This window comes from Frigoribacterium sp. CFBP9030 (assembly GCF_034045195.1).
Lineage (GTDB): Bacteria > Actinomycetota > Actinomycetes > Actinomycetales > Microbacteriaceae > Frigoribacterium.
This window is the reverse complement of sequence record NZ_JAXCWG010000008.1, coordinates 76,168-102,017: the sequence shown is the minus strand read 5'-3', so window position 1 is coordinate 102,017 and position 25,850 is coordinate 76,168. Positions and strand designations below refer to the sequence as shown.

The 25,850-nt window shown below is 72.2% G+C and carries 23 protein-coding genes; 16 read left to right on the top strand and 7 right to left on the bottom strand.

Going from position 1 to position 25,850, the window contains the following annotated elements; genetic code table 11:
- Positions 1 to 45 precede the first annotated feature (45 nt).
- The 6 genes from SOM13_RS10515 (at position 46) to SOM13_RS10490 (ending at position 6,979) form a co-directional block, all read left to right on the top strand.
- Entirely contained in the window at positions 46 to 1,146 is a 1,101-nt protein-coding gene (locus SOM13_RS10515; RefSeq protein WP_320479686.1) for a BMP family ABC transporter substrate-binding protein, read from the top strand.
- Positions 1,147 to 1,380: 234 nt separating this feature from the next.
- Entirely contained in the window at positions 1,381 to 1,794 is a 414-nt protein-coding gene (locus tag SOM13_RS10510) for a peptidase inhibitor family I36 protein (RefSeq protein ID WP_192061462.1), read from the top strand.
- Positions 1,794 to 2,705 (top strand): hypothetical protein, encoded by a 912-nt coding sequence (locus SOM13_RS10505; protein ID WP_192061461.1) that lies wholly within the window; start codon positions 1,794 to 1,796, stop codon positions 2,703 to 2,705. Before SOM13_RS10510 ends, SOM13_RS10505 begins: the two co-directional genes overlap by 1 nt.
- A 44-nt stretch (positions 2,706 to 2,749) precedes the next feature.
- Complete coding sequence (locus SOM13_RS10500) at positions 2,750 to 3,619, top strand: hypothetical protein (protein WP_243215435.1); 870 nt, start codon at positions 2,750 to 2,752, stop codon at positions 3,617 to 3,619.
- Between the two features lie 34 nt (positions 3,620 to 3,653).
- Positions 3,654 to 4,937 (top strand): peptidoglycan-binding domain-containing protein, encoded by a 1,284-nt coding sequence (locus tag SOM13_RS10495; RefSeq protein WP_320479685.1) that lies wholly within the window; start codon positions 3,654 to 3,656, stop codon positions 4,935 to 4,937.
- Positions 4,937 to 6,979: an ATP-binding cassette domain-containing protein gene (locus tag SOM13_RS10490; RefSeq protein ID WP_320479684.1), complete on the top strand. Its 2,043-nt coding sequence runs from the start codon at positions 4,937 to 4,939 to the stop codon at positions 6,977 to 6,979. Before SOM13_RS10495 ends, SOM13_RS10490 begins: the two co-directional genes overlap by 1 nt.
- Positions 6,980 to 7,002: 23 nt before the next feature.
- Here SOM13_RS10490 and SOM13_RS10485 read toward each other — a convergent pair whose 3' ends face one another.
- Positions 7,003 to 7,821, bottom strand: a complete 819-nt coding sequence (locus tag SOM13_RS10485) for a carbon-nitrogen hydrolase family protein (protein WP_320479683.1) — start codon at positions 7,819 to 7,821, stop codon at positions 7,003 to 7,005.
- Positions 7,822 to 7,859: 38 nt separating this feature from the next.
- On the opposite strand from SOM13_RS10485, the gene SOM13_RS10480 reads away from it, so the two are divergent.
- Positions 7,860 to 8,519 carry a GntR family transcriptional regulator gene (locus SOM13_RS10480; RefSeq protein ID WP_243215439.1) on the top strand — a complete coding sequence of 220 codons (660 nt, stop codon included), beginning with the start codon at positions 7,860 to 7,862 and terminating at the stop codon, positions 8,517 to 8,519.
- A gap of 47 nt (positions 8,520 to 8,566) precedes the next feature.
- Here SOM13_RS10480 and SOM13_RS10475 read toward each other — a convergent pair whose 3' ends face one another.
- Positions 8,567 to 10,006 carry an MFS transporter gene (locus SOM13_RS10475; RefSeq protein WP_320479682.1) on the bottom strand — a complete coding sequence of 480 codons (1,440 nt, stop codon included), beginning with the start codon at positions 10,004 to 10,006 and terminating at the stop codon, positions 8,567 to 8,569.
- A 164-nt stretch (positions 10,007 to 10,170) separates the two neighbouring features.
- Between SOM13_RS10475 and SOM13_RS10470 the strand changes: the two genes are divergently transcribed.
- Complete coding sequence (locus SOM13_RS10470; RefSeq protein WP_320478252.1) at positions 10,171 to 10,854, top strand: DUF2848 domain-containing protein; 684 nt, start codon at positions 10,171 to 10,173, stop codon at positions 10,852 to 10,854.
- Positions 10,855 to 10,957: 103 nt separating this feature from the next.
- On the opposite strand, the gene SOM13_RS10465 is transcribed toward SOM13_RS10470, so the two are convergent.
- Both SOM13_RS10465 and SOM13_RS10460 read right to left on the bottom strand, forming a co-directional pair.
- On the bottom strand, positions 10,958 to 13,744 hold the full coding sequence (locus SOM13_RS10465) for a molybdopterin-dependent oxidoreductase (RefSeq protein ID WP_414655523.1): 2,787 nt from the start codon (positions 13,742 to 13,744) through the stop codon (positions 10,958 to 10,960).
- 53 nt (positions 13,745 to 13,797) lie between these two features.
- Positions 13,798 to 14,607, bottom strand: a complete 810-nt coding sequence (locus SOM13_RS10460; RefSeq protein WP_320478251.1) for an FAD binding domain-containing protein — start codon at positions 14,605 to 14,607, stop codon at positions 13,798 to 13,800.
- Positions 14,608 to 14,664: 57 nt separating this feature from the next.
- Here SOM13_RS10460 and SOM13_RS10455 point away from each other — a divergent pair, with 57 nt between their 5' ends.
- Both SOM13_RS10455 and uraH read left to right on the top strand, forming a co-directional pair.
- The gene (locus tag SOM13_RS10455) at positions 14,665 to 15,234 is read left to right on the top strand and encodes a 2-oxo-4-hydroxy-4-carboxy-5-ureidoimidazoline decarboxylase (protein WP_320479680.1); all 570 of its coding nucleotides are present in this window, start codon (positions 14,665 to 14,667) and stop codon (positions 15,232 to 15,234) included.
- The gene (gene uraH, locus SOM13_RS10450) at positions 15,231 to 15,557 is read left to right on the top strand and encodes a hydroxyisourate hydrolase (RefSeq protein ID WP_320479679.1); all 327 of its coding nucleotides are present in this window, start codon (positions 15,231 to 15,233) and stop codon (positions 15,555 to 15,557) included. Before SOM13_RS10455 ends, uraH begins: the two co-directional genes overlap by 4 nt.
- Positions 15,558 to 15,591: 34 nt before the next feature.
- Here uraH and SOM13_RS10445 read toward each other — a convergent pair whose 3' ends face one another.
- Together SOM13_RS10445 and pucL are read right to left on the bottom strand one after the other, a co-directional pair.
- The gene (locus tag SOM13_RS10445; RefSeq protein ID WP_243216474.1) at positions 15,592 to 16,068 is read right to left on the bottom strand and encodes a nucleoside deaminase; all 477 of its coding nucleotides are present in this window, start codon (positions 16,066 to 16,068) and stop codon (positions 15,592 to 15,594) included.
- A 56-nt stretch (positions 16,069 to 16,124) separates the two neighbouring features.
- Complete coding sequence (pucL, locus tag SOM13_RS10440; protein ID WP_320479678.1) at positions 16,125 to 17,018, bottom strand: factor-independent urate hydroxylase; 894 nt, start codon at positions 17,016 to 17,018, stop codon at positions 16,125 to 16,127.
- A gap of 159 nt (positions 17,019 to 17,177) precedes the next feature.
- On the opposite strand from pucL, the gene SOM13_RS10435 reads away from it, so the two are divergent.
- From SOM13_RS10435 to SOM13_RS10410, 6 genes are all read left to right on the top strand, one after another.
- Positions 17,178 to 18,317 (top strand): acetamidase/formamidase family protein, encoded by a 1,140-nt coding sequence (locus SOM13_RS10435; RefSeq protein WP_320479677.1) that lies wholly within the window; start codon positions 17,178 to 17,180, stop codon positions 18,315 to 18,317.
- Positions 18,310 to 20,055, top strand: coding sequence for an AtzH-like domain-containing protein (locus tag SOM13_RS10430; RefSeq protein WP_320479676.1), 1,746 nt, complete (start codon positions 18,310 to 18,312; stop codon positions 20,053 to 20,055). Before SOM13_RS10435 ends, SOM13_RS10430 begins: the two co-directional genes overlap by 8 nt.
- A gap of 125 nt (positions 20,056 to 20,180) precedes the next feature.
- On the top strand, positions 20,181 to 21,512 hold the full coding sequence (locus tag SOM13_RS10425) for an alanine--glyoxylate aminotransferase family protein (protein ID WP_320479675.1): 1,332 nt from the start codon (positions 20,181 to 20,183) through the stop codon (positions 21,510 to 21,512).
- On the top strand, positions 21,509 to 22,807 hold the full coding sequence (locus SOM13_RS10420; RefSeq protein WP_320479674.1) for an allantoate amidohydrolase: 1,299 nt from the start codon (positions 21,509 to 21,511) through the stop codon (positions 22,805 to 22,807). The genes SOM13_RS10425 and SOM13_RS10420 overlap by 4 nt, the downstream gene beginning before the upstream one ends.
- Entirely contained in the window at positions 22,804 to 23,721 is a 918-nt protein-coding gene (locus tag SOM13_RS10415; RefSeq protein WP_320479673.1) for a MurR/RpiR family transcriptional regulator, read from the top strand. The genes SOM13_RS10420 and SOM13_RS10415 overlap by 4 nt, the downstream gene beginning before the upstream one ends.
- A gap of 56 nt (positions 23,722 to 23,777) precedes the next feature.
- A complete protein-coding gene (locus tag SOM13_RS10410) occupies positions 23,778 to 24,419 on the top strand; it encodes a TetR/AcrR family transcriptional regulator (protein WP_192061447.1) in 642 nt (213 codons plus the stop codon).
- On the opposite strand, the gene SOM13_RS10405 is transcribed toward SOM13_RS10410, so the two are convergent.
- Positions 24,344 to 25,738, bottom strand: coding sequence for a PP2C family protein-serine/threonine phosphatase (locus SOM13_RS10405; RefSeq protein WP_320479672.1), 1,395 nt, complete (start codon positions 25,736 to 25,738; stop codon positions 24,344 to 24,346). The two genes, SOM13_RS10410 and SOM13_RS10405, sit on opposite strands and share 76 nt — an antisense overlap.
- Positions 25,739 to 25,850 lie beyond the last annotated feature (112 nt).

Below are 25,850 nucleotides of genomic sequence, written 5' to 3'. Positions count from 1 at the left end.
GCCTCGTCTCGAGAGCTCCTCTCGCCCGACCAGGAGGTCACCGCCGTGTCTGCCCGCACGAATCGTCCGTCGTCCCGTCTCCGCCACCCGCGCCTCCTCGGCTCCGCGGCTCTGTCGGCCGTCGCCCTGCTGGCGCTCGCCGCATGCGCCTCGGCCCCCGAGCCCTCCGTCGACCCGGCGTCGACCGACTCGACGCACTGCTCGCGCATGGTCACGAACTCGGGTGGCCTCGACGACCGCTCGTTCAACCAGTCGAGCTGGGCCGGGCTGCAGAAGGCCGAGAAGGAGGACGGCATCGCGGCCGAGGTGCTCGTCTCGACCAACGAGACCGACCTGGCGCCGAACGTCGCGCAGGCCGTCGCCTCGGGGTGCGGCTTCGTGCTGACCGTGGGTTACGAGCTCGCTCCGGCGACGGAGGAGCAGGCGGCGGCGAACCCCGACATCGACTTCGCCATCGTCGACGAGACCGTCGAGGGCGAGAACGTCAAGCCGATCGTGTTCGACACGGCGCAGGCGTCGTACCTCGCGGGCTATCTCGCCGCGGGCGTCTCGAAGACCGGCACCGTGGCGACGTTCGGCGGCGGCAACCAGCCCCCGGTCACGCTGTTCATGGACGGCTTCTCGGACGGCGTCGACGCCTACAACGAGGCTCACGGCACGACGGTGAAGCTGCTCGGCTGGGACAAGGCCGCGCAGGACGGCTCGTTCACGGGCGACTTCGAAGACGTCAACAAGGGCAAGCAGCTGGCGCAGGCGCTGATCGACCAGGGCGCCGACGTCATCATGCCGGTGGCCGGTCAGGTAGGCGAGGGGGCCGCGTCGGCCGCGCTCGACGCCGGCGACGTGTCGGTGGTCTGGGTCGACAACGACGGGTACGACACGCTGCCCGCCGAGTACCGGCCCATCCTGCTGACCTCGGTCATCAAGGACACCGAGCAGGCCGTCCAGGACATCGCGATCTCGTCGGCGGACGGGTCGTTCACGAACGAGCCGTACATCGGCACGCTCGACAACGACGGCGTCGGGCTGGCGTCGTTCCACGACCTGGAGTCGTCGGTGCCGGCGGAGCTGAACGGCGAGCTCGACGCCCTCCGCGCCGACATCGTCAGCGGGGCCGTGACGGTGGAGTCGCCCAGCGCGCCCTAGCCCGCCGCGTCGATGAGTCACGACGCGCCGTGCCCTTCAGGAGGAGCGCGGCATGTCGTGACTAATCGAGCGACGCCGTCTCAACCCTCAGGAGGAGCGGGTCGGCCAGGTCTTGACCTCAAGGCATAACAGTCGGTAGCATTTCGCACGTCGCACCCACCGTGCGGCCTCGGAAGCCGACTGACGAACCGCAGCGGCTCTCGCTGCGCTCGCGGTTCATTCGAGGTGTTATTCATGATCCTGCCACGCCAAACGCTGTCGACCCTGCTCGTGACCGCGAGTCTCGTTCTGGGCTCCGTCGCCGTGATGACCCCCGCGCCCGCATCGGCCGCCCCGGCTGGATGCCCCGTCCGCGGACTGGGCTGCACCTACGAGAACAATAACTACGGTGGCGGCAACATCAACTTCTATGAATACGTCAGAAACTTCGAGAGTGTCGGTTACTGGGCGCGGACCTTCCATACGCGGACCAATGACGCGGGTTCGTCCGGATTCAACAACGGGCAGTCCGGGATGGCGGCTCGTTGGTACAAGCATGCGAATTACACGGGTCCGTACATCCATGCTGATAAAGGCAAGGGAGTCAATTTCAGTGCCAAGGGCCTGAATGATCAGATCTCTTCTGCGTGCTTCAGGGCTTACTGCTGATGGAGAGCCTCCGCGGAGGGCTCTCACGTGCACTCGGGGTCGGAATCATAGCCGTCTCAGTCGTCTTCGTGTCTTCTTGCTCGACTGCCTCGGTGAATGAGTCTCAACTGACGCTGCCCGAGAAGAACGAACAGAGGTGGGTCCTGCCTCTCGACCAGTACCAGTGGCCTCTTGTGGATCCTGTCTTCGATGCAGAGCAGGTCATCGTCGCATCATGCCTTGCGAAGGCCGGATACGAGTGGCGCGTCGTACTGAATGAGGATGGAGCGATTCCACAAGATTCCTGGAGCGACGCCGGCCGCAAACTCTTCTCCGTCGGGCTCGCCGAGAAATTCGGCTACGGAAACTCTCCAATGCTCGATCAGGCCCAGGCTCGAATGGACGCGGATCGCGCGAACCGCGCAGTCTCGCAACAGCACCCTGAGGCGGTCGACGCGTGCTTCGAAGAGACTGCTCCGATTCTCGGTGTCGCGGACGGTTCTGCGTACGACTTGGCTCAACAGATCGGCAACCTCGCTTACGCCGAAGCAGAGCAGGCGCTCGAGGTCCGCGAAGCCGCAGGGGACTGGCGGGCGTGCATGAGGGATGTCGGCCTGCCTGATCTGCCGGAGGTGCCCGAGGAGATGCCCCCGGCGTCGGTCGACATGGGTGACGGCGGAGATGCCATCGATGCTCCGTTCCGGAGTGGTGACGAACTCGATGTGCCCACCGAGGTGCGTCGCGTCGCTGTCGCCGATGCCAGCTGCCGAGACTCCACCGGCTACACGACGACCTTCTACGACGCCGAATGGGACGCCCAGGTAGAAGCCATGGACTCCCGAATCGACGATCTGGAGCGGTTCGGGCAGCAGGCTGAAGAGCAGCGCGCTCTCGCCGAGAGGTACCTCGCAGAGAACGCTGTCTCGCCGTGAGGGGACGTTCACGATTCGTTCTGATCGTCCCCGCGGCGGCAGTCGTGTCGGCGGCCCTCGCGGGGTGTGCGACCGATGCTGCCCAGCGCACGGACCTCGACCTGCCCGCAAAGAACCAGTCCCAGTGGCGACTCCCGCTCGACCAGTACATGCCACCGCTGTTAAACGTCGAGTATGACGCCCAGCAGGTGTTCGTCCACAAGTGCATGGCGGAGGCTGGGCACGAGTGGGTGGTCCGTCTCGACCCTCCGGGTACCACGACCGGCGAGTCCTGGAACGCTGCGGGCCGCAAGCTCTTCTCAGTCGAGCTCGGCGAAACGTTTGGTTACGGGAACTCTGGCGAGATCGCGAGATCGCCGGAAGCTGAACAGGCTTGGCTCGATGGCGAGAGATCCAGACGGGCTGTGGCTGACCAGGCGCCGGAAGCCGCCGAGAGTTGCTTCGATCAGAGCACGGCGGTCCTGGATGACGAACCGAGTTGGCAGGTCTACGACCTGGCGATGGAGATCGCGGGTGGCGCTTCTGGTGATGCGCAAGAGTCTCCGGAGGTCGGAGAGGCGGCCTCTCGATGGCGCGAATGCATGGCGGAGGTCGGGCTCCCCGACCTTCCGGCCGTGCCCGAGGAGATGCCACCCGCATCTGTCGATGACGGTGGTGGCCCGGCCATCGACGCGCCGTACTCGGTCGGCGACGAGTTCGACGTCTCCGCGGAGGAGCGCCGGGTGGCGGTCGCCGATGCGACGTGTCAGGACTCCTCTGGTTATGCCAGGGCGCTGTACGACGCGGAGTGGCATGCGCAGGCGGAAGCCATGAAGTCGCATGCGGACGACCTCGTGCGGTACGGCCATCAACTCGAAGAGCAACGAGCTCGCGCCGAGGCCTATCTCGCGGAGAACGCGCCCGAGGCCCGATGAGCTCCGCGCGCCCCCTCGTGATGAGAGGTGAAGGATGACCCTCATCCGGTCCCGCAAGACCCTCGCCGTCGGCGGGAGCGTGGCGATCGTCGCGCTCCTCGCCGGCGGCTGGGGGCTTGCCCACGCGTTCGAGTCGCCCGCCCAGCGCGAGGCGGCCGCGACCGCCCCGTCACCGCTCCCGGTGACGAGCGAGGTCCGAGTCGGCGACCTCACACGCCGCATCACCTTCCAGGCGACGGTGGGTCGCACCGGCCTCATGTCCGTCGCGCTGCCCTCCCCCGCCGCCGAGCCGGCCTACGTGACCGGGAAGCCCACGTCGTCGGGCGCCCCCGTCACCGCGGGCCAGGTCGTCACCGAGGTCAACGGTCGCCCGGTCTTCGCCGTCACCGGCGGCTTCCCCTTCTACCGCGAACTCCGTCGAGACCACACGGGCCCCGACGTGCGACAACTGCAGGCGGCCCTGCGCGACGCCGGCATCCCCACGACCGTCGACGGTGTGTTCGGCGCCGGTACCGAACGATCCCTGGCGGCGCTCTACTCGCGAACCGGACACGCGCCTCCTACCGAGGTCGACATCGAGGAGGACCGCGGCGTCCCCGGCACGGACGCCACCCCCGACACGGACGCGGCCGTCGACGCGACAGGCGCTCAGTCCGCACCGGCAGGCACCCCTGCGCCCGCACCCTCCCCGAGCGCCGCCCCCTCCGCCTCCTCCGCGGCCGACGTGAGCGACACCGACCCGACCTCCGACCGCCCCGTCACGCGACGAGTGGTCGCTTCACCGGCCGAGTTCGTCGTCGTGCCGACCCTCCCGGCCGTCGCGGCCGAGACGCCCGCGGTCGGAACCGCCGCCGGGTCGGAGGTCGAGCTCCGCCTGGAGTCCGGCCGTCTGCGCATCGCCGCCGATGTTCCCGTGCTCATCGCCGAGACCCTGATCGAGGGCTCCATCGGCACCTTCACCGCGGCCGACGGCGCGACCACTCCGATCACGCTCGAGACCGTGGTGCCCGGGGGCGACGACGACGCCGAGTCCCGCGTGATCCTCGACGCGGCGAACGGCGAGCTCGTGCCCGACCTGCTCGGGGCCGAGGGCCTCGTCGCCCTCGACATCGAGACCGTGCAGACCGGGAGTCTCATCGTCCCCACGGTCGCGGTCGCCGGCGGCGGATCAGGTGAGGCGCACCTCCTCGTCGAACAGGACGGCGGGACGTTCCGTCGCATCCCCGTCGTCGAGACCGGCCAGCTCGACGGTGAGAGCGCCGTCGAGCCGACGGACCCCGGCGACCTCGCCGAGGGCGACCGGGTGCGGGTCGACTGATGGCGCTGCTGCAGCTCCACGGGGTGGGACGCACGTTCTCGGGCGCGGTCGAGGTCACGGCCCTCGACGACGTCACCCTCGACATCGAGGCGGGCGAGTTCTTCGCCATCATGGGCCCCTCCGGGGGCGGCAAGTCGACACTGCTCAACACCATCGGACTGCTCGACCACCCCACCACGGGCACGTACACGATCGCCGGTGACGACATCGGCGGATCCACCTCGCGTCGGCTCGCCGAGACGCGGTCCGAGACCTTCGGATTCGTGTTCCAGGGCTTCCATCTGCTCGACCACCGCCCGGTCCGCGACAGCGTCGAACTGGGCCTCCTGTATCGCGCGGTGCCTGCCGACCGGCGCCGCGTCCTCGCCGATCGAGCCCTCGAGCAGGTGGGCCTCGACGGGCTCGGCGACCAGCTCGCCGCGAAGCTCTCCGGCGGGCAGCGGCAGCGCGTGGCCATCGCTCGGGCCCTCGCCGCCGGCACACCCGTCGTCGTCGCCGACGAACCCACCGGCAACCTCGACTCCGAGAACGGCGCTTCGGTCGTCGAGACCCTTCTCGCCCTCCGCGACGAAGGCACCACGGTCGTGCTGGTCACGCACGACCCGACCGTCGCCCGCGCGGCCGACCGGGTGGCGCACCTCCGCGACGGGCGCATCGAGTCGGTCGCGACGAACGAGATCGCCGTGGCCTCCGCGCTCGGGACGGGAGGCCCTGCCGACGCGACGGTCGTCACGGAGCCGACCCGCGCCTCCTCGGCTCCCCGATCGGCAGGCGGAGGAGGCGCGGGTCACCGACCCGAGAGACCGGGTCGCCCGTCACGCCTGCGGTTCCGAGACCTCGCGGACGACGCCGTGCGCTCCGTCACGTCGCGGCTCGGCAAGACCGCGGGGCTCGTGGCCGCCGTCGCCGTGGCGGTGGCGCTCGCCGTCGCCAGCCTCGGGCTCTCGGTGTCGGCCGGCGCCCAGGTCGGCGACACCTTCGATCTGCACACGAACCGCGACGTCGGCGTCTCGTGGGACTCCCCGGTGGATCCGACGGACGAGGGGGAGGCCCCGGGGGCGATCGGCGCGGGCGCGGTCGTCGCTCCGTTCGGGAGTCCCGAGGCCGCGGCCGATGTGGACGGCAGGCTCGCCCGTGTGGCGGAGCTCAGCGGTGTGGAGTCGGTCGGGGCGCTGCACGAGCGCGGGTCGGCCGTCGTCCGGGCGACCGCCGTGCGCGACGCCCTGCAGGCGCCGGTCGTGAGCATCGAGGGGAGCCTCCTCGCGGCCGCCCGCGTCGACGTCGAGTGGCTCGCCCGTCACGGCCCGACGCTCGGCGACCGGGAGGTGCTGATCGGCCGTGGTCTCGCCGCCCAGCTGCCCCTCGGTCCGCTCGCCGCGGCGCCCGTCATCACCCTGGGCGACACCGAGGTCGCCGTCGTCGGCATCGTCGACGAGTCGCCGCGCGTGCCGAGCCTCGTCGGAGCCGTGACGACCGGTGCGCACTCCCTGCCAGGAGTCGAGACCCCCTCTCAGACATCCGTGCTGATCCGGACCGGTGCGGGCGCGGCTCAGCAGGTCGCCCGACAGGCGCCGCTCGCCATCGACCCCGTCGCCGCCGAGACGTTCCGGGTCGATGCGCCGATCGACCCGACCACGCTCCGCGCCGAGATCGAATCGGACGTCGAGTCGACCCTGCTCGCCTTCACCGGGGTGGCTCTGCTCGCCGCCGTGGCGGGTCTCGGCAACTCGATGGTGCTCGCCGTGCTCGAGCGCCGCAAGGAGTTCGGTCTGCGCCGGGCGCTCGGCGCCCGCCCGAGTCACATCGCCGGGCTCGTGCTCGCCGAGTCGGTCGTGATCGGCGCCCTCGGCGGCTTGCTCGGTCTCGCTCTGGGACTCGCCGCCGTGCTCGTCATGACCGTCGCGCGGCAGTGGATCCCCGTGTTCGATCTGAGACTCGCCCCCGCGGCGCTGATCGGCGGTGTCGTCGTCGGGGCAGCGGGCGGGCTCGTGGCCGCCTGGCGGGCGAGCCGCATCGAGCCGCACGAGGCGCTGCGCCTCTGAGAGCCGAGGAGGCGCGGCGCCCCTCAGTCGCGCAACGCACCCACCGCGAACCGCTGATTCGCCAGCACCGGCAGCGACCCGCGCGCGGCATCGACGGACGCGAGGTCGACGTCGACGACGACCAGCTCGGGCTCGGCCCCCAGCTCGTGCAGCACCACCCCGAACGGCGACACCACCATGCTGTGCCCGACGCCGGTCGGTGCCGACCCCGCCGTCTCGACGCCCTGCGACGCCGGGTCGCCCTGCCCCACGGCGACCACCACCGTCGTCGTGTCGACCGCCCGGGCGCGTGCGAGCAGCTCCCACTGCTCGACCTTGCCCGGCCCCGCACCCCACGACGCGCACACGACGCTCAGCTGCGCGCCCGCCGCCGCGTTCGCCACGAACAGCGACGGGAAGCGGATGTCGTAGCACGTCGCCAGGCCGACGAGGGTGTCGCCGACCGTGACGGTCACGGCGCGCTCGCCGCCCTCGACCGAGTCCGACTCGGCGTAGCCGAAGGCGTCGAACAGGTGCATCTTGTCGTACGAGTCGTCGGTGTCGGCGGTCGGTCCGGCGACGAGCAGGGTGTTGCGCACCCGCCCGCCCGACCCCGGTGTGAAGGCACCCGCCACGATCGTGGTGCCGAGGCGCCGGGCCAGCGCCCGCACCCCCGTGGCCCACGGCCCGTCGAGCGGCTCGGCGATCGCGCCGAGGTCGTTGCCGAAGGCGCACATGGCGGCCTCGGGGAACACGACCAGCTCGGCGCCCTGGGCGACCGCCGCCTCCGTCGTCCTCGTGATCTCGGCGAGGTTCGCCCGGGGGTCGGCCGAGCTGATGATCTGGGCGAGCGCGATGCGCATGGTTTCTCCGATCGGTGGTGTATACGTATGGTATGCAGATGAGCCCGGAATCGCCCGTCCCCGCGGCCTCGGGTCGCGACCGGGCCTACGAGTACCTCTACTCGCAGGTGCTCGTCGACCCCGCCATGCAGGGGGCGTTCCTCAGCGAGCAGGACATCGCCGAGCGGGTGGGCGTCTCGCGCACCCCGGTCCGTGAGGCGCTGCTGCTGCTCGCCTCCGACGGGCTGGTGCAGATGATCCCCAAGCGCGGCGTGCGGGTCCCCGTGATCAGCGGCCGCGAGATCGCCGAGCTGATGGAGCTGCGCGGCGTGCTCGAGCGTCACGCCGCCACCACGACCCTCGCCGCCGGGCGCGTGCCCCTCGCGGCGATGCGCGCCGTCCTCGCGCGGCAGCACGAGCTGAAGGACGTCGACCCCCGCGAGAGCGGCCAGCGGTTCATCGAGCACGATCGCGAGTTCCACCAGCTGCTCGTCGACGCCGCCGGCAACGACCTCATGTCGCGCAGCTACGAGAAGCTCCGCGCCCGGCAGGTCATGGTCGGCGTCGAGGCCCTCTTCCGTCGGACCGACCGGCAGGAGCGGGTGTGCGCCGAGCACGACGAGATCGTGGCCGCTCTCGAGTCGGGCGACGCCGAGGCCGCGCGAGACGCGATCGACCGTCACCTCGGGGTGACGCTCGACCTGCTCCTCCGCAGCTGACGGCACGGCGTCACCCGGGTCGACGGGCGTCAGTCGCTCGACGAGCGTCAGTCGCTCGACGACGTCGTCCCCGAGGAGGCGCGGGTCGCGTCGACCCCGTCCGTGGCCGGGGCGTCGGCCAGGTAGTCGGCGTCCTCCTGCACGTTCGAGTCGCGACCGAGCGCCAGCCCCACGAGGGTCAGTGCGACGGCCACGGTGAGGTAGATCGCCACACCGAGCCCGCTGCCCGTCTCCTCGAAGATGATGGTGAACATCAGCGGAGCGATGGCGCCGCCGAAGACGCCGGCGATCGTGTACGCCAGCGAGCTGCCCGTCGAGCGCAGTCGCGGTGAGAACTGCTCGACGATGAAGGCCGCCTGCGGTCCGTACATGAACGAGTGGAAGACGAGGGCCAGCACGATGCCGATGGTCAGCACGACCGTCGACGACCCGTCGGTGATGGCGAAGAAGACGTAGGCCCAGATCGCCGCACCCACGGCGGCGACGGCGTAGAGCAGTCGACGGTTGATGCGATCGGAGAGCGCGCCGGCGAGGGGGATGCAGGCGAGCTGGAACGCCGAGCCGATCAGCACGGCGACGAGCACCTGGCTGCGCTCGAGACCGAGGGTGACCGTGCCGTAGGTCAAGGTGAAGACGGTGAAGAGGGCGTAGGTGACGTCGGGTCCGATGCGGCTGAGGATGGCGGCGATCAGGGGGCGCAGCTGCGTGGTGAACACCTCGCGGACGGGAGCGGCCGGAGCGTCGCCCCGCGCCTCCAGAGCCTGGAAGACCGGGGTGTCCTCCAGCTTGAGGCGGATCCAGAGGCCGAAGCCGACGAGCACCGCCGACGCCAGGAACGCGACGCGCCAGCCCCAGTCGAGGAACGCCTCCTCGGTGAGCACGGCCGTGAGCACCGCGAGCGCGCCGTTGGCGAGGAGGTTGCCGGCCGGGGGACCGACCTGGGCGGCGGACGACCAGAAGCCGCGCCTCCTCGGATCCCCGAACTCGCTCGACAGCAGCACCGCACCGCCCCATTCGCCGCCCACGCCGACGCCCTGGGCGAAGCGCAGCAGGACGAGCAGGATGGGCGCTGCGAGCCCGATCGTCGCGTAGCTCGGCAGCAGGCCGATCAGGAAGGTCGCGAGGCCGATGATCAGCAGGGTCGTGACGAGCACGGGCTTCCGGCCGATCTTGTCGCCGAGTCGACCGAACACGAACCCGCCGACCGGTCGTGAGACGTAGCCGACGGCGTAGGTCGAGAACGCGAGGATGGTCGCCGTGTAGGGGTCGCTCGCCGGGAAGAACACGACGGGGAAGACGACGGCCGACGCCGCGGAGTAGACGGCGAAGTCGTACCACTCGAGGGAGGTGCCGGTCAGCGAGGCGGTGAACGCCTTCGCGAGCGAGCGGCGGCTGACCGGCGCCGTGTCGACTGCGGCGTCGGCTGCGGTTCCGGGCGTGGACTCGGGCCCGGAGGTCGGACCGGGGGCCTGGGGATCGGTGGTCATGGGCTGTCCTGTCGAGTTCGGTGGGGATCGGTCGGAGGGGTGGTGCCACGGCGATACCGTGTGTATACAGTAGGTGTACGACGGCCCCCGGCGACAGTGTCGAGGGCCGGAACGGCGCACTTTTTACCAGGCCGAAACACGCGACCACCCTCGAGGAGACCCCCATGAGCACGCTCCGCTTCACCCTGCCCGACGGCTCGACCGAGACCGTCGAGGTCACGCGCCTCCTGAACGCCGGCTACGCCGGTCGTGAGCAGGACGAGGTGCAGGCGCACATCGCCGAGCTGGCCGAGCTCGGCGTGCCCGGCCCGACGACCACCCCGGCGCTCTACCCCGTCTCGCCCTACCTGGCGTCGCAGGCGACCGAGGTCGACGTGCAGCACGGGCGCACCAGCGGCGAGGCCGAGTGGGCCCTGGTCATCACCGACTCGGGCGTGCTGCTCACCGTCGCCTGCGACCACACCGACCGTGCCCTCGAGGTTCACGGCGTCGCGTGGAGCAAGAACGCGAGCCCCGACGTGCTCGGCACGCGGGCCTGGCGCCTCGACGACGTGCGCGACCACCTCGACGAGATCACGCTCCGCGGCTACGTCGGGTCGGGCGATTCGCGCGAGCTCATCCAGGACTCCACGCTCGGCGCCCTGCTGACCCCCGACTACTGGCTCGACGTGCTCGCCGAGCGCGACCTCGCGACCCCCGGCACCGTTCTCATCTCGGGCACCGTGGCGATGCTGCCGGGCGTCGACCAGTTCGCGGACTCGTGGTCGGTCGAGATGCACGACCCGACCACCGGCGACACCCTCGAGGCGGCGTACCGCGTCGTCCCGATGCCCGCGCCGATCGGCTGAGGCCGACCCGCGCCTCCTCGGCACCGGGCCCGGCCCGCCGGCCCTGCCCGTGCCGTCGACGCCGCCCGGTGCCCAGGCTCAGGCCCCGGACCCGTGCCGGCCGTCAGCGGGCGAGGCGCCAGAGGCGGTCGCGCGACATGGGCAGCTCGTGCGGCCGCACCCCGAGCGCGTCGCGGATCGCGTTCGCGAGGGCCGGGGCGACGGGGTTGTACGGAGCCTCGCTCATGCTCTTCGCGCCGAGAGGGCCGAGCTCGTCGTGGGTGGTCGCGAAGTGCACCTCGGTCTCGGGGACGTCCGAGAACTTCGGCAGCCGGTAGTTGCGCAGCGCCGTCGTCAGCACCCGCCCCTCGCCGTCGAGCATCATCTCCTCGTAGAGGGCCGTGCCGATCGCCTGGGCAGTGCCGCCCTCGATCTGCCCGCGCAGCTGTTCGGGGTTCAGCACCGTGCCGGCGTCGGCCGCCTGGATCGAGCGCAGCATCCGCACCTCGCCGGTCGAGCGGTCGACGGCCACCTTGAACGCGTGCACGTTGAACGCCACCGATCGGGGCGTGCCGTCGTGACTGCCGTCGGCCACGAGCGGACCGTCGGCCAGCAGCTCGTCGACCGTCACGAGACGGGTCCCCGCCGACCCAGCCGACCCAGCCGACCCCGCCGAGGAGGCGCGGGTCACCACGACCCCGCCGGGCACCACCTCGGGGGCGGTGCCGCCGTCGACGACGTCCGCCGCGCCTCCGGCGAGGGTCAGCGCACGGTCGATCATGGCGGCGCGCAGCTTGTGCGCCGCGGCCCAGAGGGCCTTGCCCGCCACGACGACGCCGGCCGACCCGAAGGCCCCCGAGTCGTACCGGGCGACGTCGGTGTCCGACTGGCGGACGGAGACCCGGTCGGGTGTCGTGCCGAGGGCCGTCGCGACCAGCTGGGTGTGCACCGTCGTCGTGCCGTTGCCGAACTCGGCCGTGCCGACGCCGATGTCGTAGCCGCCGTCGGGTCGCAGCTCGACGGTGGTGTCGGCGAAGTGCCCTCGGGGCGGCATGGTGGCGATCATGGCGAGGGCCATGCCGGTGCCGGTCGACCAGGTGGGGCCCTCGGGGGCGGGCTGCGCGTCGGGGCCGGCCAGCGCCTCCTCGACGAGATCGAGGCACTGGTCGAGGCCGTAGCTGCCCCAGATCAGATCGGTCTCCTCGTCGGGATCGGTGACGACCATCGCGTCGCCCGGCACGACGACGTTCTTCCGTCGCAGCTCGAACGGGTCGATGCCGAGCCTGATCGCGAGCTCGTCCATCGCGGACTCGATGGCGAAGATCACCTGCCCGAGGCCGTACCCGCGGAACGCGCCCGAGGGCAGGTTGTTCGTGTACACCGATTCGGCGTCGACCCGCTTCGAGGCGCAGCGGTAGACCGCGACCGACTCGTGCACCGAGTGGTACATGACGCCGACGCCGTGGTTGCCGTAGGCGCCCGTGTCCATCAGCTGGTCGACGTGCAGCGCGGTGAGCGTGCCGTCGGCCGTCGCGCCGAGTCGCACGCGCACCCGCATCGGGTGCCGGGTCGGCGCGATCGTGAACTCGTCGTCGCGGGTGAACTCGTACTGCACCGGGTGGCCGGTGGCCAGCACGGCGAGCGTGACGAGGTCTTCGGTCAGCAGCTCCTGCTTGCCGCCGAAGCCGCCGCCGACCCGCTTCGTGAAGACCCTGACCCGGTCTTCGGGCAGACCGAACACGTGGGCGATCTCGTCGCGCACCAGGAACGGCACCTGGCTCGAGGTGCGGAGCACGAGGCGCCCGTCGTCGTCGAGCCAGCCGCGGGTGGCGTGCGTCTCGAGCGAGCCGTGGCTGACCCGCTGCGTCGTCCAGGTGCCCTCGACGGTCGTGTCGGCCGCGGCCAGCGCCGCCTCGACGTCGCCGGTCTCGCCGTGCATGGCCGCGACGGTGTTGCGCTCGGGGAACGCGATGCGCGAGACCTCGCTGGTCTTCTCGCCGTGCAGCAGCGGGGCCCCGGGGAGCCGCGCCTCCTCCGGGTCGAAGACCGCGGGCAGCTGCTCGTACTCGACGACGATCGCGTCGCGGGCGAGCTCGGCCTGCCGGCGCGACTCGGCGACGACCGCGGCGACCCGCTGACCGCGGAACCTCAGCACGGGGTCGAGCACGAGGCCATCGTCGGGGTCGTCTTCCCGGTCTTCGTGGCGACCGGTCGAGAACAGGGTGGCCGGCGAGTCGTGATGCGTCAGCACGGCGTGCACCCCCGGCAGGGCCAGCGCCGCCGCGGTGTCGATCGCGACGATGCGGGCGTGCGGGTGCGGGCTGCCGAGCACGGCGATGTGCAGCAGTGCGGTGGGGGCGGGGGAGTCGAGGGTGAACTCCTCGCGGCCCGTCACGACGCGCAGCCCGGCGGGCGCCTTGACCGAGCGGCCCGCCGCCTCGCCGACCGCCGGGGCGACCGTGTTGCCGACCCCGCAGATCGCGTCGCGGATCGACCGGTACCCCGTGCACCGGCAGATGTTGCCCTTCAGGAGGCGCGGGAGATCATCCCGATCGGCCTCCGTGAACGTCGAGGCCGTCACGACCATGCCCGCCGTGCAGAAGCCGCACTGGAACCCGGCCGCGTCGACGAACGCCTGCTGTATCGGGTGCGGGGCGTCGGGGGTGCCGAGCCCCGCCGCGGTCGTGACCGCCCGGCCGTCCAGCCGGTGGGCCGGATACACGCACGAGTGCACGGGGTCGCCGTCGACCAGCACCGAGCAGGCGCCGCAGTCGCCCGCGTCGCAGCCCTTCTTCACCGAATGGACGCCGGCGTCGCGCAGCACCGTCCGCAGCACCTGCCCGGGCGCCACGGGGGCGTCGAGCGTGTCGCCGTCGACCTCGAAGACGACCCGGCGGCCGTTGTTCGTGATGCCCTGCACCCCTGTGGAGCCGTGCCGGCCCCGGGTTCCCTCGTCGTCTCTGCTCACCAGGAGCCCCCCAGTTCTCGTCGGATCTCCTCGGCGAAGCCCGTGCTCGTGGCCCGCCGCCAGTCGGGTGCCCCGTGCGGGTCGTCGTACCACTCGTCGACCCCGTCGAGCGCGGCCGACAGAGCCCTCTCGCTCGGCACCTCGTCGAAGCGGAGCTGCACGGGCCTGATCGTGCCGGCCGTCACGGTGACGACGAACTCGCCCGCCTCGGCCAGGCGCCCGGTGACCAGGGTGCCCGAGCGACCGAGCGGGCTCAGCGCGATGCGCCGGAAGGCCGTCCGCGACTCGAGCGACGCGGTCGGGATCTCGAGCGCCCGCAGCACCTCGCCCGGGGCCAGCGCCGACTCGCGCACGCCGGTGACGAACTCGGCCACCGGGGTGCGGCGCTCGCCGCCGTCGCTCGTCCAGACGACGGCGGTCGCGTCGAGCGTCGACATCAGCGACGTCATGGCGCCGGCCGGCAGGCCGAGCGCCACGTTGCCGCCCACGGTCGCGACGTTCCAGATCTTGAACGAGGCGAGCAGGCTCTCGGCGCACTGACGGATCAGCGGCGCCGCGGCCCACTCGGGTCGGGCCCGCAGCCGGGTGAGCTCGGCGATGGTGCAGGTGGCGCCCACGGTCACCCCGTCGGGCGTCTCGTCGAGAGGCGACCAGCCGAGCGAGGTGAGGTCGACGAGACCCGTGAGCCCCGGCTGCGCCTCGGAGTAGAGCCAGGTGCCGCCGCCCATCGGCCGCTCGCCCGGCCCGAACGACAGCTCCGCACGGGAGGAGGGCGTGCGGACGTCCGTCACCGTCACGAGGTCCATGCGATGCTCCCGCCTGTGGTCGTCGGCGTGCAGCCAGTCGTGGATACAGTGTCGTCCATGATCGACGTCTCCGAGAGCCAGCTGCGCGACCACCTCACGACCGCGCTGTCCGTGCAGCGCTGGGTCGACGAGGTGGCGTCCGGTGCCCCGTACTCCGACGTCTCCGAGCTGGTGGCCGTCGCCGAGCGCGCCGGGGCCGAGCTGACGGGCGACGAGATCGACGAGGCCCTCGCCCACCACCCCCGCATCGGCGAGGCGCCGGTCGGAGAGGGCTCGGCACAGGAGTTCAGCCGCCGCGAGCAGCAGGCGTCGCAGCTGACCGACGACCCCGCCGAGGTGAAGGCGCTCGCCGAGGGCAACACGACGTACGAGGCGCGCTTCGATCGCGTCTTCGTCATCAGGGCTGCGGGGCGCAGCAGGCAGGAGATCATCGACGAGCTCGAACGGCGCCTCAAGCTCGACGACGAGACCGAGAAGCGCGAAGCGGGCGCCCAGCTGGTCGAGATCGCGGTGCTGCGACTGCGGCAGACCTTCGGCGAGACCAGCGCCGAGTCGGGGCGCTCGGCGGAGACGGCGTCGCCGCGCGAGACCGAGCCCGCGGCCGACGCCGGCACGCGCCTCGCATGAGTCACGTCACGACGCATGTGCTCGACGCGGCGCTGGGTCGCCCGGCGACCGGGGTGCCCGTGGTGCTCGCCGACGAGACGGGCGCGGTGCTCGCCTCGGCCGTGACCGACGCCGACGGCCGGGTCGCTGACCTCGGGCCCGACGCCCTCCCGGCCGGCGCCTACCGGCTGACCTTCGACACGGCCGCCTACTTCGCGGCCTCCGAGCGGCGGTCGTTCTACCCGCGGGTGACGATCGACTTCGACCTCGCCGACGAGGCCGCGCACTACCACGTGCCCCTGCTGCTCAGCCCCTTCGCGTACTCGACGTACCGGGGCAGCTGACCCGCCCCTCCTGCGCTCCGCCACCGGCACCGGCCTAGTAGTCCGTCCGGTGGTCGTGGGCCAGCCAGGCGTCGAACGGCGCCGGGGCGTTCTCGGGTCGGACGGCGTCGACGGGGAGGTCCCAAGTCGAGCGGTCGCGACCGAAGAGCTCGTAGAACTCGAGGTCGTCGAAGCCGCCGCGCGCCGCGTCGTGCCGGTCGGCGGCGTAGACGACGCGGTCGACGCGAGCCCAGAGCGCCGCCGAGAGGCAGAGCGGGCACGGCTCGCACGAGGTGTACAGCGTCGCCCCGGCGAGAGAGAAGTCGCCGATCGCCGAGCAGGCGGCTCGGATCGCGACGACCTCGGCATGCGCCGTCGGGTCCAGATCGCGGGTGACCCGGTTCTGCCCCTCGGCGAGCACCACGCCGTCGCGGACGATCAGCGCACCGAACGGGCCACCGCCGTCGGCGACGTTCGCGACCGCGAGGTCGATGGAGCGGGCGAGCCACTGGGCGTCGTCGGTGCCGGGCATGGCGCCTCCTGGGGTGTCGGGTTCGGGTGTCGGGGTGCGGGCGAGAGACCGGTGAGTCAGGCCAGACCGGCGGAGGCGCGCCAGGCCTCGCCGGCCGGGGGAGCGTCGTCGCGGATGAGGGTGGCTTCGATCAGACCGTAGGGCCGGTCGGCCGCCCAGAACACCTCGTTCTGATTCTCGAGACCGAACCGGTCGAGATCGTAGGCGAAGTGGTGCCTGTTGGGTGCGACGAGGCGCACCTCGGCGATCTCGGGCACGGCCTCGAGCACCGCGCGGCCCATGTGCCAGAGCGTCTGCTGCAGAGCGAGCGACTGGAGGGTCGCGAAGTGCGCGACGAGCAGTCTCTTCACCTCGGCGTAGACGGAGTCCCACTCGACCTCGGTCGACGTGAACCGCCACTTCGCGTCGAGCGCTGTCGCCATCACGCGATCGTGGGTCTCGGGCAGGGTGGTGAAGTCGTCGCTGAGGAACCCCGCGAACTCCGACCCGGTCGACTTCAGCAGCACGAGGTCTTTCAAGCCGCCGATCACGTGCTCGCCGGTGGCGTCGACGGTGACGGCGGCCGTGCGGACCTCCTGACCGGTGCGCAGCCAGGTGTGGTCGTGCTCGACGCCGTCGACGACGGCGCGCTGCCAGGCGAACTCCTCGATCTCGATGCGGGCGCCCTCGACGGGCCCCACGTCGCGGACGAAGTGCCGGGCGAGATCGAGCCCGAAGCCCTCGATCGACTGGACGCCGTGCGACTTGGCGAACGCGAACGCCGTGTTCTTCTGGGTGTCGGTGGGCAGCACGGCCGACTGGTCGCCCTCGAGGTAGGCGGCCTCGAACGGGCCGCGCAGCGCGGTGGTCACGTTGAGGTCGCGGATCTCGTGCCGAGGGGCGTCGCGCATGATGCGCACGAGCCGTGACTCCGCTTTGCCGTACTGGTTGTCGCCGAGGATGATCGCCATGCGGTGATCCTCACACGGTCGTGTGAACGGCGTGTTTCACGATCGGCCGTTTGTGAACTGCTTGTTTCAGGGTCGCCCTCGGGAGGGGAGGTCGGGTCACTAGGGTCGGGAGGGCCCCGGTGAAGACCGTCCCGGGCGCGCGAGATCGAGAGGCCCCGCATGACCGACCCCCACGCCGCCGCACCCGCCGCAGCCGCCGCACCCGTCGTCCCCGTCCTGCAGCCGGGCGAGGGCGACCTGCCCGGCGACGCCTACCTGCCGGCCATCCCCGAGACGACGCTCTGGGGTCGACTGCCCTGCGCCTCCGACGCTCCGGTGCTCTCGATCGAGTCGGGCTCGACGGTCACGATCGACACCGTCAGCCACGAGGGCGTGCTCGACGACCAGGGCCGCGACCCGCTCGCCTTCTTCGCGTCGCACGGGGTGCCCGCCGACGCGGTGCTGCGTGACGCGATCGAGATCGCCGCCTCCGACGCCTCGGGTCGCGACGCCTCCGTCGACGGTCCGCACGTGGTCACCGGCCCCGTCGAGGTCCGTGGCGCGCGACCGGGCGACCTCCTCAAGATCACCGTCGTGACGGCGACGCCGCGCGTGCCGTACGGCGTCGTGTCGAACCGGCACGGGCGGGGCGCCCTCGCCGGCGAGTACCCGCTCGGCGACGACTCGGTCAGCGTCTTCGCGGCCGTCGACGCGGGCCCCGACGGACTGGTCGGCACGATGCCGGTCGTGCCGGGCGGCCCGCATGCGGTGCGGTTCCCGCTGCGGCCGTTCCTCGGCATCATGGGCGTCGCGGTCGCGGGCGACGAGCGTCCGCACTCGGTGCCGCCCGGTCCGCACGGCGGCAACATCGACATCAACCTGCTCACCGAGGGTGCGTCGCTCTACCTGCCCGTTCAGGTCGACGGGGCCCTCGCCTACGTCGGCGACCCGCACTTCGCGCAGGGCGACGGCGAGGTGGCGCTGACCGCGATGGAGGCGTCGCTGCGGGTCACCCTCCGCTTCGACGTCGTGCCGCACGACGTCGCCGTCGCGGAGTTCGGCGAACTGGTCGGCCCGCTCGCCGAGACGCACGAGCACCTCGTCCCCACCGGCATGGACCCCGACCTCGACGAAGCCGTCAGGGCCTGCGTCCGCGCCGCGATCGCCCTCCTCCGCGCCCGCTGGGGCATGGACGAGACCCTCGCCTACGCCTATCTCAGCGCCGCCACCGACTTCGACATCTCGCAGGTCGTCGATCTCGTCACCGGTGTGCACGCCCGCATCCGCGTCGCCGACTTCGACGGGGTCGACCGTGGCTGAGGGCGTCCCCGAGGAGGCGCGGGTCGACTCGGTCACGGCCCTCGCCTCGGTCGAGGGGTCGCCGCCCGACGGGCTGCTCGCCGCCTTCGACGCGTACGAGCGTGCGCTCGCCGCCGACGACCAGGTGGCGCTCGCGGCCGCGTTCGAGCCGACCGCGACCGTGCTGCGCGCCGACGCCGGCGGGCTCCTCGTCGGGCACGAGGCGATCACGGCGTTCCGTGGTCGACGGGGCTCGGGGCCGGTGCGTCGGGTGATCGAGGTGCACGCTCGGGTGCTCGACGACGACACCGCGCTGATCGTCTCGGTCAACGCGCCGGCGGGCGGCGGGCGCGGGGTCGTCACCCAGCTCTGGCGCCGCGGTGCCGACGTAGAGGCCCCTGCCGGCGGCACCTGGCGCATCGCGTCCGCGCAGGTCCAGGCGCCGGCGCCCGCCCTCGACCGACGGGTGTGGCGCGTGGTGGGGGAGCCGCTCGTGCCGGGTCGGCGAGGCGACGGGGCGACCGGCACCGCGCCTCCTGCAGATCAGGGGGGCGGTGCGCCCGACCGGTCGCTCGTGGGCGAGACCGTCGCCGTGAAGGACCTCTTCGCCGTCGCCGGTCAGGCGATCGGCGCCGGAGTGCCCGCGTTCCTCGACGAGGCCGCCCCCGAGACGGAGCACGCGTCCGCGGTGCGGCTCCTGCTCGAGGCGGGGGCGTCGGTGACCGGCATCGCCCAGACCGACGAGTTCGCGTACAGCATCGCCGGCCGCAACTCCGCATACGGCACCCCGCCCAACCCCGCGGTGCCCGGTGCGATCTCGGGCGGATCGACCAGCGGACCGGCCGCGGCCGTCGCCCTCGGCCAGGCGAGCATCGGTCTCGGCACCGACACGGGCGGTTCGTTGCGCGTACCGGCCTCGTACCAGGGGCTCTGGGGTCTCCGCACGACGCACGGAGCCGTCGACCGCACGGGGCTGCTGCCGCTCGCCCCGACCTTCGACACCGTCGGCTGGCTGGCGCGCGACGCCGACACACTGCTGCGGGCGGCTGCGGTGACGCTGCCCGCCGTCGATCGTCCGGGTGTCGACCAGCGCGCCGTCGACCCGTCGTACGTCGTCGACCCCTCGCTGCTCGCGGCCGTCACGCCCGAGGTTCGGACCGCCTTCACCCGGTCGATCGACGAGGCCGTCTCGACAGGGAGCATCGCCCGCCCCGAACCCGTCGCGCTCGGCGACGTCGCCGAGCTGTTCGAGCTGTTCCGCGTGCTGCAGGCGTACGAGGCGTGGCGGTCGAACGGAGCGTGGATCACCGCTCACCCGGGGTGCCTGGCCCCCGACGTCGCGGCGCGCTTCGCGTTCGGCTCGACGGTGTCGCCGCAACGTGCCGAGGAGGCGCGGGTCGCCCTGACCGACGAGCGTCGCCGTCTCGAGTCCCTCCTCGCCGACCGGGTGCTGCTGCTGCCGAGCGCGTCGTCGGCGGCACCGTCGCTCAGTGCGTCGGCGGCCGAGGTCGACGCGGTGCGGTCGGCGACCCTCGGGCTGACCTGCGTGGCCGGGGTGCTCGGCGCGCCCGCTGTCTCGGCGCCGCGCCTCGAGGTGCCCGTCGCCGGGCCCATCGAAGTGACGCAACGGGGGCAGTCGGGCCCGTCGAGGGCGCCGTTCGAGGCATCTCGACGCCTGGCGCCGGTCGGACTGTGCTTCGTGGGGCCGCGGGGGTCGGACCTCGCGCTGCTCGGGCTCGCGGCGGGGTGGCCGGGCTGAGCCGCGCCTCCTGCACCGCGCCTCCTGCACCGCGCGTCCCAAGCTGCGCCTCCCGAGCCGCGGCCCGTGCTCCCGAGCAGCACGAGTTCATCCGCCTGAAACACGGGTTGCGTAAGATGGGCCGGGTGAAACGAGTCTTCCAGCAGATCGATCCCCCCGCTCGACTGTTGATGGGCCCCGGCCCGATCAACGCCGATCCGCGAGTGCTGCGCGCCATGTCGGCGCAGCTCGTCGGTCAGTACGACCCGGCGATGACCGCCTACATGGACGAGACGCAGGCCCTCTACCGCGAGGTGTTCCGCACCGCGAACGAGCAGACCGTGCTCGTCGACGGCACCTCGCGCGCCGGCATCGAAGCGGCCCTGGTGTCGCTGATCGAGCCGGGCGACCGCGTGCTGGTGCCGGTGTTCGGGCGGTTCGGGCACCTCCTCCGCGAGATCGCCGAGCGCTGCGGCGCCGAGGTGCACACCATCGAGGTGCCGTGGGGCGAGGTGTTCACGCTCGAGCAGATCACCGCCGCGATCGAGCGGGTGCGCCCGAAACTGCTCGCCGTCGTGCACGGCGACACGTCGACCACAGTGGCCCAGCCGCTCGAGGGCCTCGGCGAGGTCTGCGCGAAGCACGGCGTGCTGTTCTACACGGACGTCACGGCGTCGATCACCGGCAACGCGTTCGACACCGACGCGCTCGGTCTCGACGCCGTCACCGCGGGGCTGCAGAAGTGCCTGGGCGGTCCGTCGGGCTCGGCGCCGGCCACGTTCTCGCCGCGTGCGGTCGAGGCGATCCGGTCGCGGACGTCGATCGAGGCGGGCATCCGCGGCGACGGCGATGTCACGAGCAGCCGGCGCATCGCCTCGAACTACTTCGATCTCGCGATGATCTTCGACTACTGGGGCCCCCAGCGGCTGAACCACCACACCGAGGCGACGACCATGCTCTACGGCGCCCGCGAGTGCGCCCGGCTCGTGGTCGACGAGGGCCTCGAGCAGACCATCGCCCGGCACGCGCTGCACGGCTCGGCCATGCTCGCCGGCGTGCAGGGCCTCGGTCTCGAGGTGTTCGGCGATCTCGCGCACAAGATGAACAACGTCGTCGCCGTGGTGATCCCCGACGGGCTCGACGGCGACGCGGTGCGCGGTGCGATGCTGACCGACTTCGGCATCGAGATCGGCACCTCGTTCGGTCCGCTGCACGGCAAGGTGTGGCGCATCGGCACCATGGGCTACAACGCCCGCCGCGACACCGTGCTGACCACGCTCTCGGCGCTCGAGGCCGTGCTGCGCCGGGCCGGAGCCCCGATCACGACCGGCGGCGGAGTTGGCGCGGCCTACGACGTCTACACCGACGCGGACCGCGCGGCGGCGACGGAGGCGGCGGCGACGGCGGCAGCGACGAGCGCAGCAGCGGCGACCGCAGCAGCGGCGACCGAGACGGACGGCGCAGGAGGCGCGGCGTGAGTCCCGAAGAGGCCTCCGCACCCCAGCCCCGCGCCTCCGGCATCGCCCCCGACGCCCGCACGGTGCTTGAGCGCTGCGACGTGCTCGCCGCCGTGTCGTCGAGCAGCACCGGTCTGACCCGCGTCTACCTCAGCCCCGAGCACGCGCGGGTCAACGAGCTCGCCGGCCGGTGGATGGAGCAGGCGGGCATGACGACCTGGCTCGACGCCGCCGGCAACCAGCGGGGCCGCTACGAGGGCCGGGAGCCCGGGGCGCCCGCCCTGCTGCTCGGCTCGCACCTCGACACGGTGCCCGACGCGGGTCGCTACGACGGCATGCTCGGCGTGCTGCTCGCGATCGCGGTCGTCGAGCGTCTCAGCGCCGCCGGCATCCGGCTGCCCTTCGCCGTCGAGGTGCTCGCGTTCGGCGACGAGGAGGGCACCCGCTTCGGCACGGCCCTGCTCGGATCGCGCGCCGTCGCCGGCACCTGGGACGACGCGTGGTGGCAGCTCGTCGACTCGGAGGGCGTGAGCCTGCGCGACGCGTTCGTCGCGTTCGGGCTCGACCCCGAGGCCGTGGGCGACGCCGCGCCTCCTCGGGGCTCCGTCATCGGGTATCTCGAGACCCACATCGAGCAGGGTCCGTACCTCGAAGAGGCCGATCGGGCGCTCGCCGTCGTGTCGTCGATCGCCGGTGCGCGCCGGTTCGAGCTGACCATGACGGGGGTCGCCGGGCACGCCGGCGGTGTGCCCTTCCACCGGCGGCACGACGCCCTGGCCGGGGCGAGCGAGGTCGTGCTCGCCGTCGAGCGCATCGCCCGCGACGCCGGCTGCATCGCCACGGTCGGGCGTCTCGAGGCGTTCCCCGGCGGGGTCAACGTGATCCCCGGGCTCGTCGAGTTCAGCCTCGATCTGAGGGCCGAGCACGACGACCGGCGCGACGAGGTCTGGGCCGCCATCGAGGCCGCCGCAGCCCGCACCTGCGTCGAACGCGGGCTCGTCTTCGCCGCCCACGAGACCCACTCGGCACCGGCCGTCGTCGCGTCGGCGGCGCTCGCCGACGCGGTGCGCACCGGCATCGTCGCGACCGGCGACGCCGAACCGATGACCCTGTTCTCGAAGGCCGGGCACGACGCCATGGCGATCGACGCCCTGACCGACTGGGCCATGCTCTTCGTCCGCTGCGGCAACGGCGGCATCAGCCACCACCCCGACGAGACCGTCACCGCGGCCGACGTCGCCGTCGCGCTCGACGCGTTCGAGGCGGCCGTCCGCGAACTCGCCGCCCGGCACGTCTCCGCCGAGACGACCGCATGAGCGACGCCCCCGCAGGAGGCGCGGGTCGGGTCGACCCCGCCGCCACCGCCCCCGGGTCGCCGGCCCCCGACCCGGCCCCCGGTTCGTCGCCCGTCCCAGCGCCCGAGGGCATCCGCGACCGCATCGACTCGGGCTACGGTGCGCTGAGCCCGAGCGAGCAGCGTGCGGCGGACTTCATCCTCGATCACCTCGACGACCTCGCCGTCTACACGGCGACCGAGATCGCCGAGCAGAGCGGGGTGTCGAAGGCGACGGTGTCGCGGCTGTTCCGGCGCCTCGGGTTCACCGACGCGCAGGAGGTCCGCGATCAGGCGAGGGCCTCACGGAGCCGAGGGGTCCCGGTCGGGTCGGCCAGCGCCTCCTCGGATCTCGTGCGTCACGCGGCGGCGGAGCACCGCAACCTCCAGCGCATGCTCGACGGTCTCGCCGACGGGCGGCTCGAGCGGGCGGCGACGCTGATCGCCGGGGCCCGCCGGGTGGTCGTCGCGGGGTTCCGCAACAGCTACCCGGTCGCCTCGCACCTGCGGCAGCAGCTCGTGCAGGCGCGCGACGACGTGCGTCTCGCGCCGCAGCCCGGGCAGTCGGTCGGCGAAGAGCTCGCCGGGCTGGGCGAGCGCGACGTCGTGGTGCTCGTCGGGTTCCGTCGGCGACCGGCCGGTTTCGCGGGGCTCGTCAGCGCCCTCGGGCGGCAGGGCGTGCCCGTGGTGCTGATCGGCGACGTGACGGCCCGCGCCCCCGGTGCGCTGCGGCTCGAGTGCCCGGTCGACAGCGAGTCGCCGTTCGACAGCTACGCCGCGGCGATGAGTCTCGCGGCGCTGCTCGCCTCGGCCGTGCTCGCCGAGCATCCGCGGGCGGGGCGGACGCGGGTCGGTCAGATCACGTCGCTCTACAGCGACCTCGCCGAACTCGAGTAGCGGATGACGGCCAGCGTCGCAGCGGCGGCGACGGAGAGTCCCCTAGGGTCGAAGTCATGGTGAGCACCGCCGACGCCCCCGGTTCTCGGCCCCGCAAGGCGGAGGTGCGAGAACGGCTGCTGGTGGCCGCGGCCCGGCTGTTCTCGACCGGCGGGGTCCACACGACCACGCTCGACGAGGTGGCCCGCGAGGCCGGCTTCAGCAAGGGCGCCGTCTACTCGAACTTCGCGTCGAAGGCCGATCTCGTGGTCGAGCTGCTGCGCCGCGAGACCGACGGGGCGCTGAAGGCCCTCGACGACATGATGCTGCCCGGCACCGAGCTGACCTCGCTGCCCGACGCGGTGCGCCGGGCGTTCGAGCCGTACGGCCCCGGCACGGCCGAGGACTTCGCGCTCATGTCCGAGTTCCGTTCGCAGGCGCTCGCCGACGAGCAGGTCATGGCGGTCTTCGTCGAGCAGCGTCGGGCCGTGCTCGAGAAGCTGCGCGGGCTGATCGATCAGGTCTTCGCCGGAGGCACGGTGCAGGTCACGGGACTGACCTCCGACACCCTCGCGCGCCTCCTGATCGACATCGCCCTCGGGTCGGCCTTCGACTCGCCCGCCACCGGCGAGGTGTCGCCGGGTCAGGTGATGGGCGAGGTGGTCGAGGCGCTGACGAGATCGCGGCGGATCGCCACCACGGTCACGTCGTCGGGGTAGTCGCCCTCGGCGGCCAGACGGGTGATGCTCGTCACCGCGCCCGACGCGGTGGGCTCGGCGGCGGTCGCGACGTCGGCGGCCCTGCTGAGCGCCGACACGTCGTCGTCGAAGAGGTCGAGGACCCCGTCGCTGCAGATCAGCAGCAGGTCGCCGGGATCGAGACGCGTCGTGGTCGTCACCCAGGTCTGCGTGCCGTAGACCCCCATCGGGAGGTTCTCGGAGGCGATCACCTCGCGGGTGCCGTCGGCTCGGCAGATGACGCCCAGACCGTGACCCGCGTCGACCGCCGTCACCACGCCGCTCTCGGCGTCGAGCTGCAGGTGCAGCAGCGTGACGAAGGCGTCGACGGCCTCGAGATCCGTCTCGACCGCGCGATCGACGATGGACATCGTCTGACCGGGCTCGTGAGACGGGGTCGCGGCGCGGAGCGACGCCCGGACGGTCGCCGCGATCATCGCCGCACCGACCCCCTTGCCCATGACGTCGGCGAGGGTGACCACGAGGCCGTCCGGGGTCCGCTGCCAGTCGAAGAAGTCACCGCTGACCGCACCGCTCGGGATGCAGGTGCCGGCGACGTCGTAGCCCGGCAGATCGGGGGTCGACTGCGGCAGCAGCCGGCGCTGCACCCCGCCGCCGTCGAGCAGCTCCTGACGCGAGCGGGCCGCGCGGGCGGCGAGCACCTTGGTGGTCTGCTCGCCGCTGAGCGACGCCATGCTGAACGACACCACGACGAGGAGCACGAGGGTGATCAGCGTCGTCGACGGGGTTCCGAAGAAGGTGACGAAGAGGTCGCTGCGCGGGCCGACCGCCAGGAAGACCCCGAAGCGGACGAGGTAGTAGAGACCGAGGGCCCCCGAGGCCAGGATGAGCGGCCAGCGGGTTCGCGACAGGTGGGCGTCGAGCAGCACGATCTCGCGGGTGGAGAGACTGATGAGAGCGCCCATCAGGGCCAGATAGAAGGGTCCGCCCGACCAGTCGTTCGTCGCCGGCGAGTCGAAGGCCGACACGGACGTGACGAAGGCCGACGGTGCGACGACGAGCCACCACGGCGTCGGTCGGCCCCGCAGGGATCTGCTGCCCATCCAGACCGATGCGGCACCGGCGACGACGACGCCGTTGCCGAGGGGGTTGCCCCACACCTGGTCGGCCGTACCGTCTCGCAGATAGGCGAAGGACCCGGCCATGAAGAGGACGAGCGCCGCGCACCACCAGAAGCTGAAGGCGGATCTCGTGCTGCGGTAGGTGACGAACGCGAAGAGCAGGAACAGGGTGAGGGTGATGACGCCGAACGCGATCCGCAGAGTGATGGAGTCGAGCAAGGAGGATCTCTGTTCCTTCGTAGTCGGGCGACCGGAGAACTCGACCTCGGCGGGTCGTATCGGCGGCCTCGCACGCCTCGGACCCCCACGGTATTTTAAGCCGCCGGAGGGG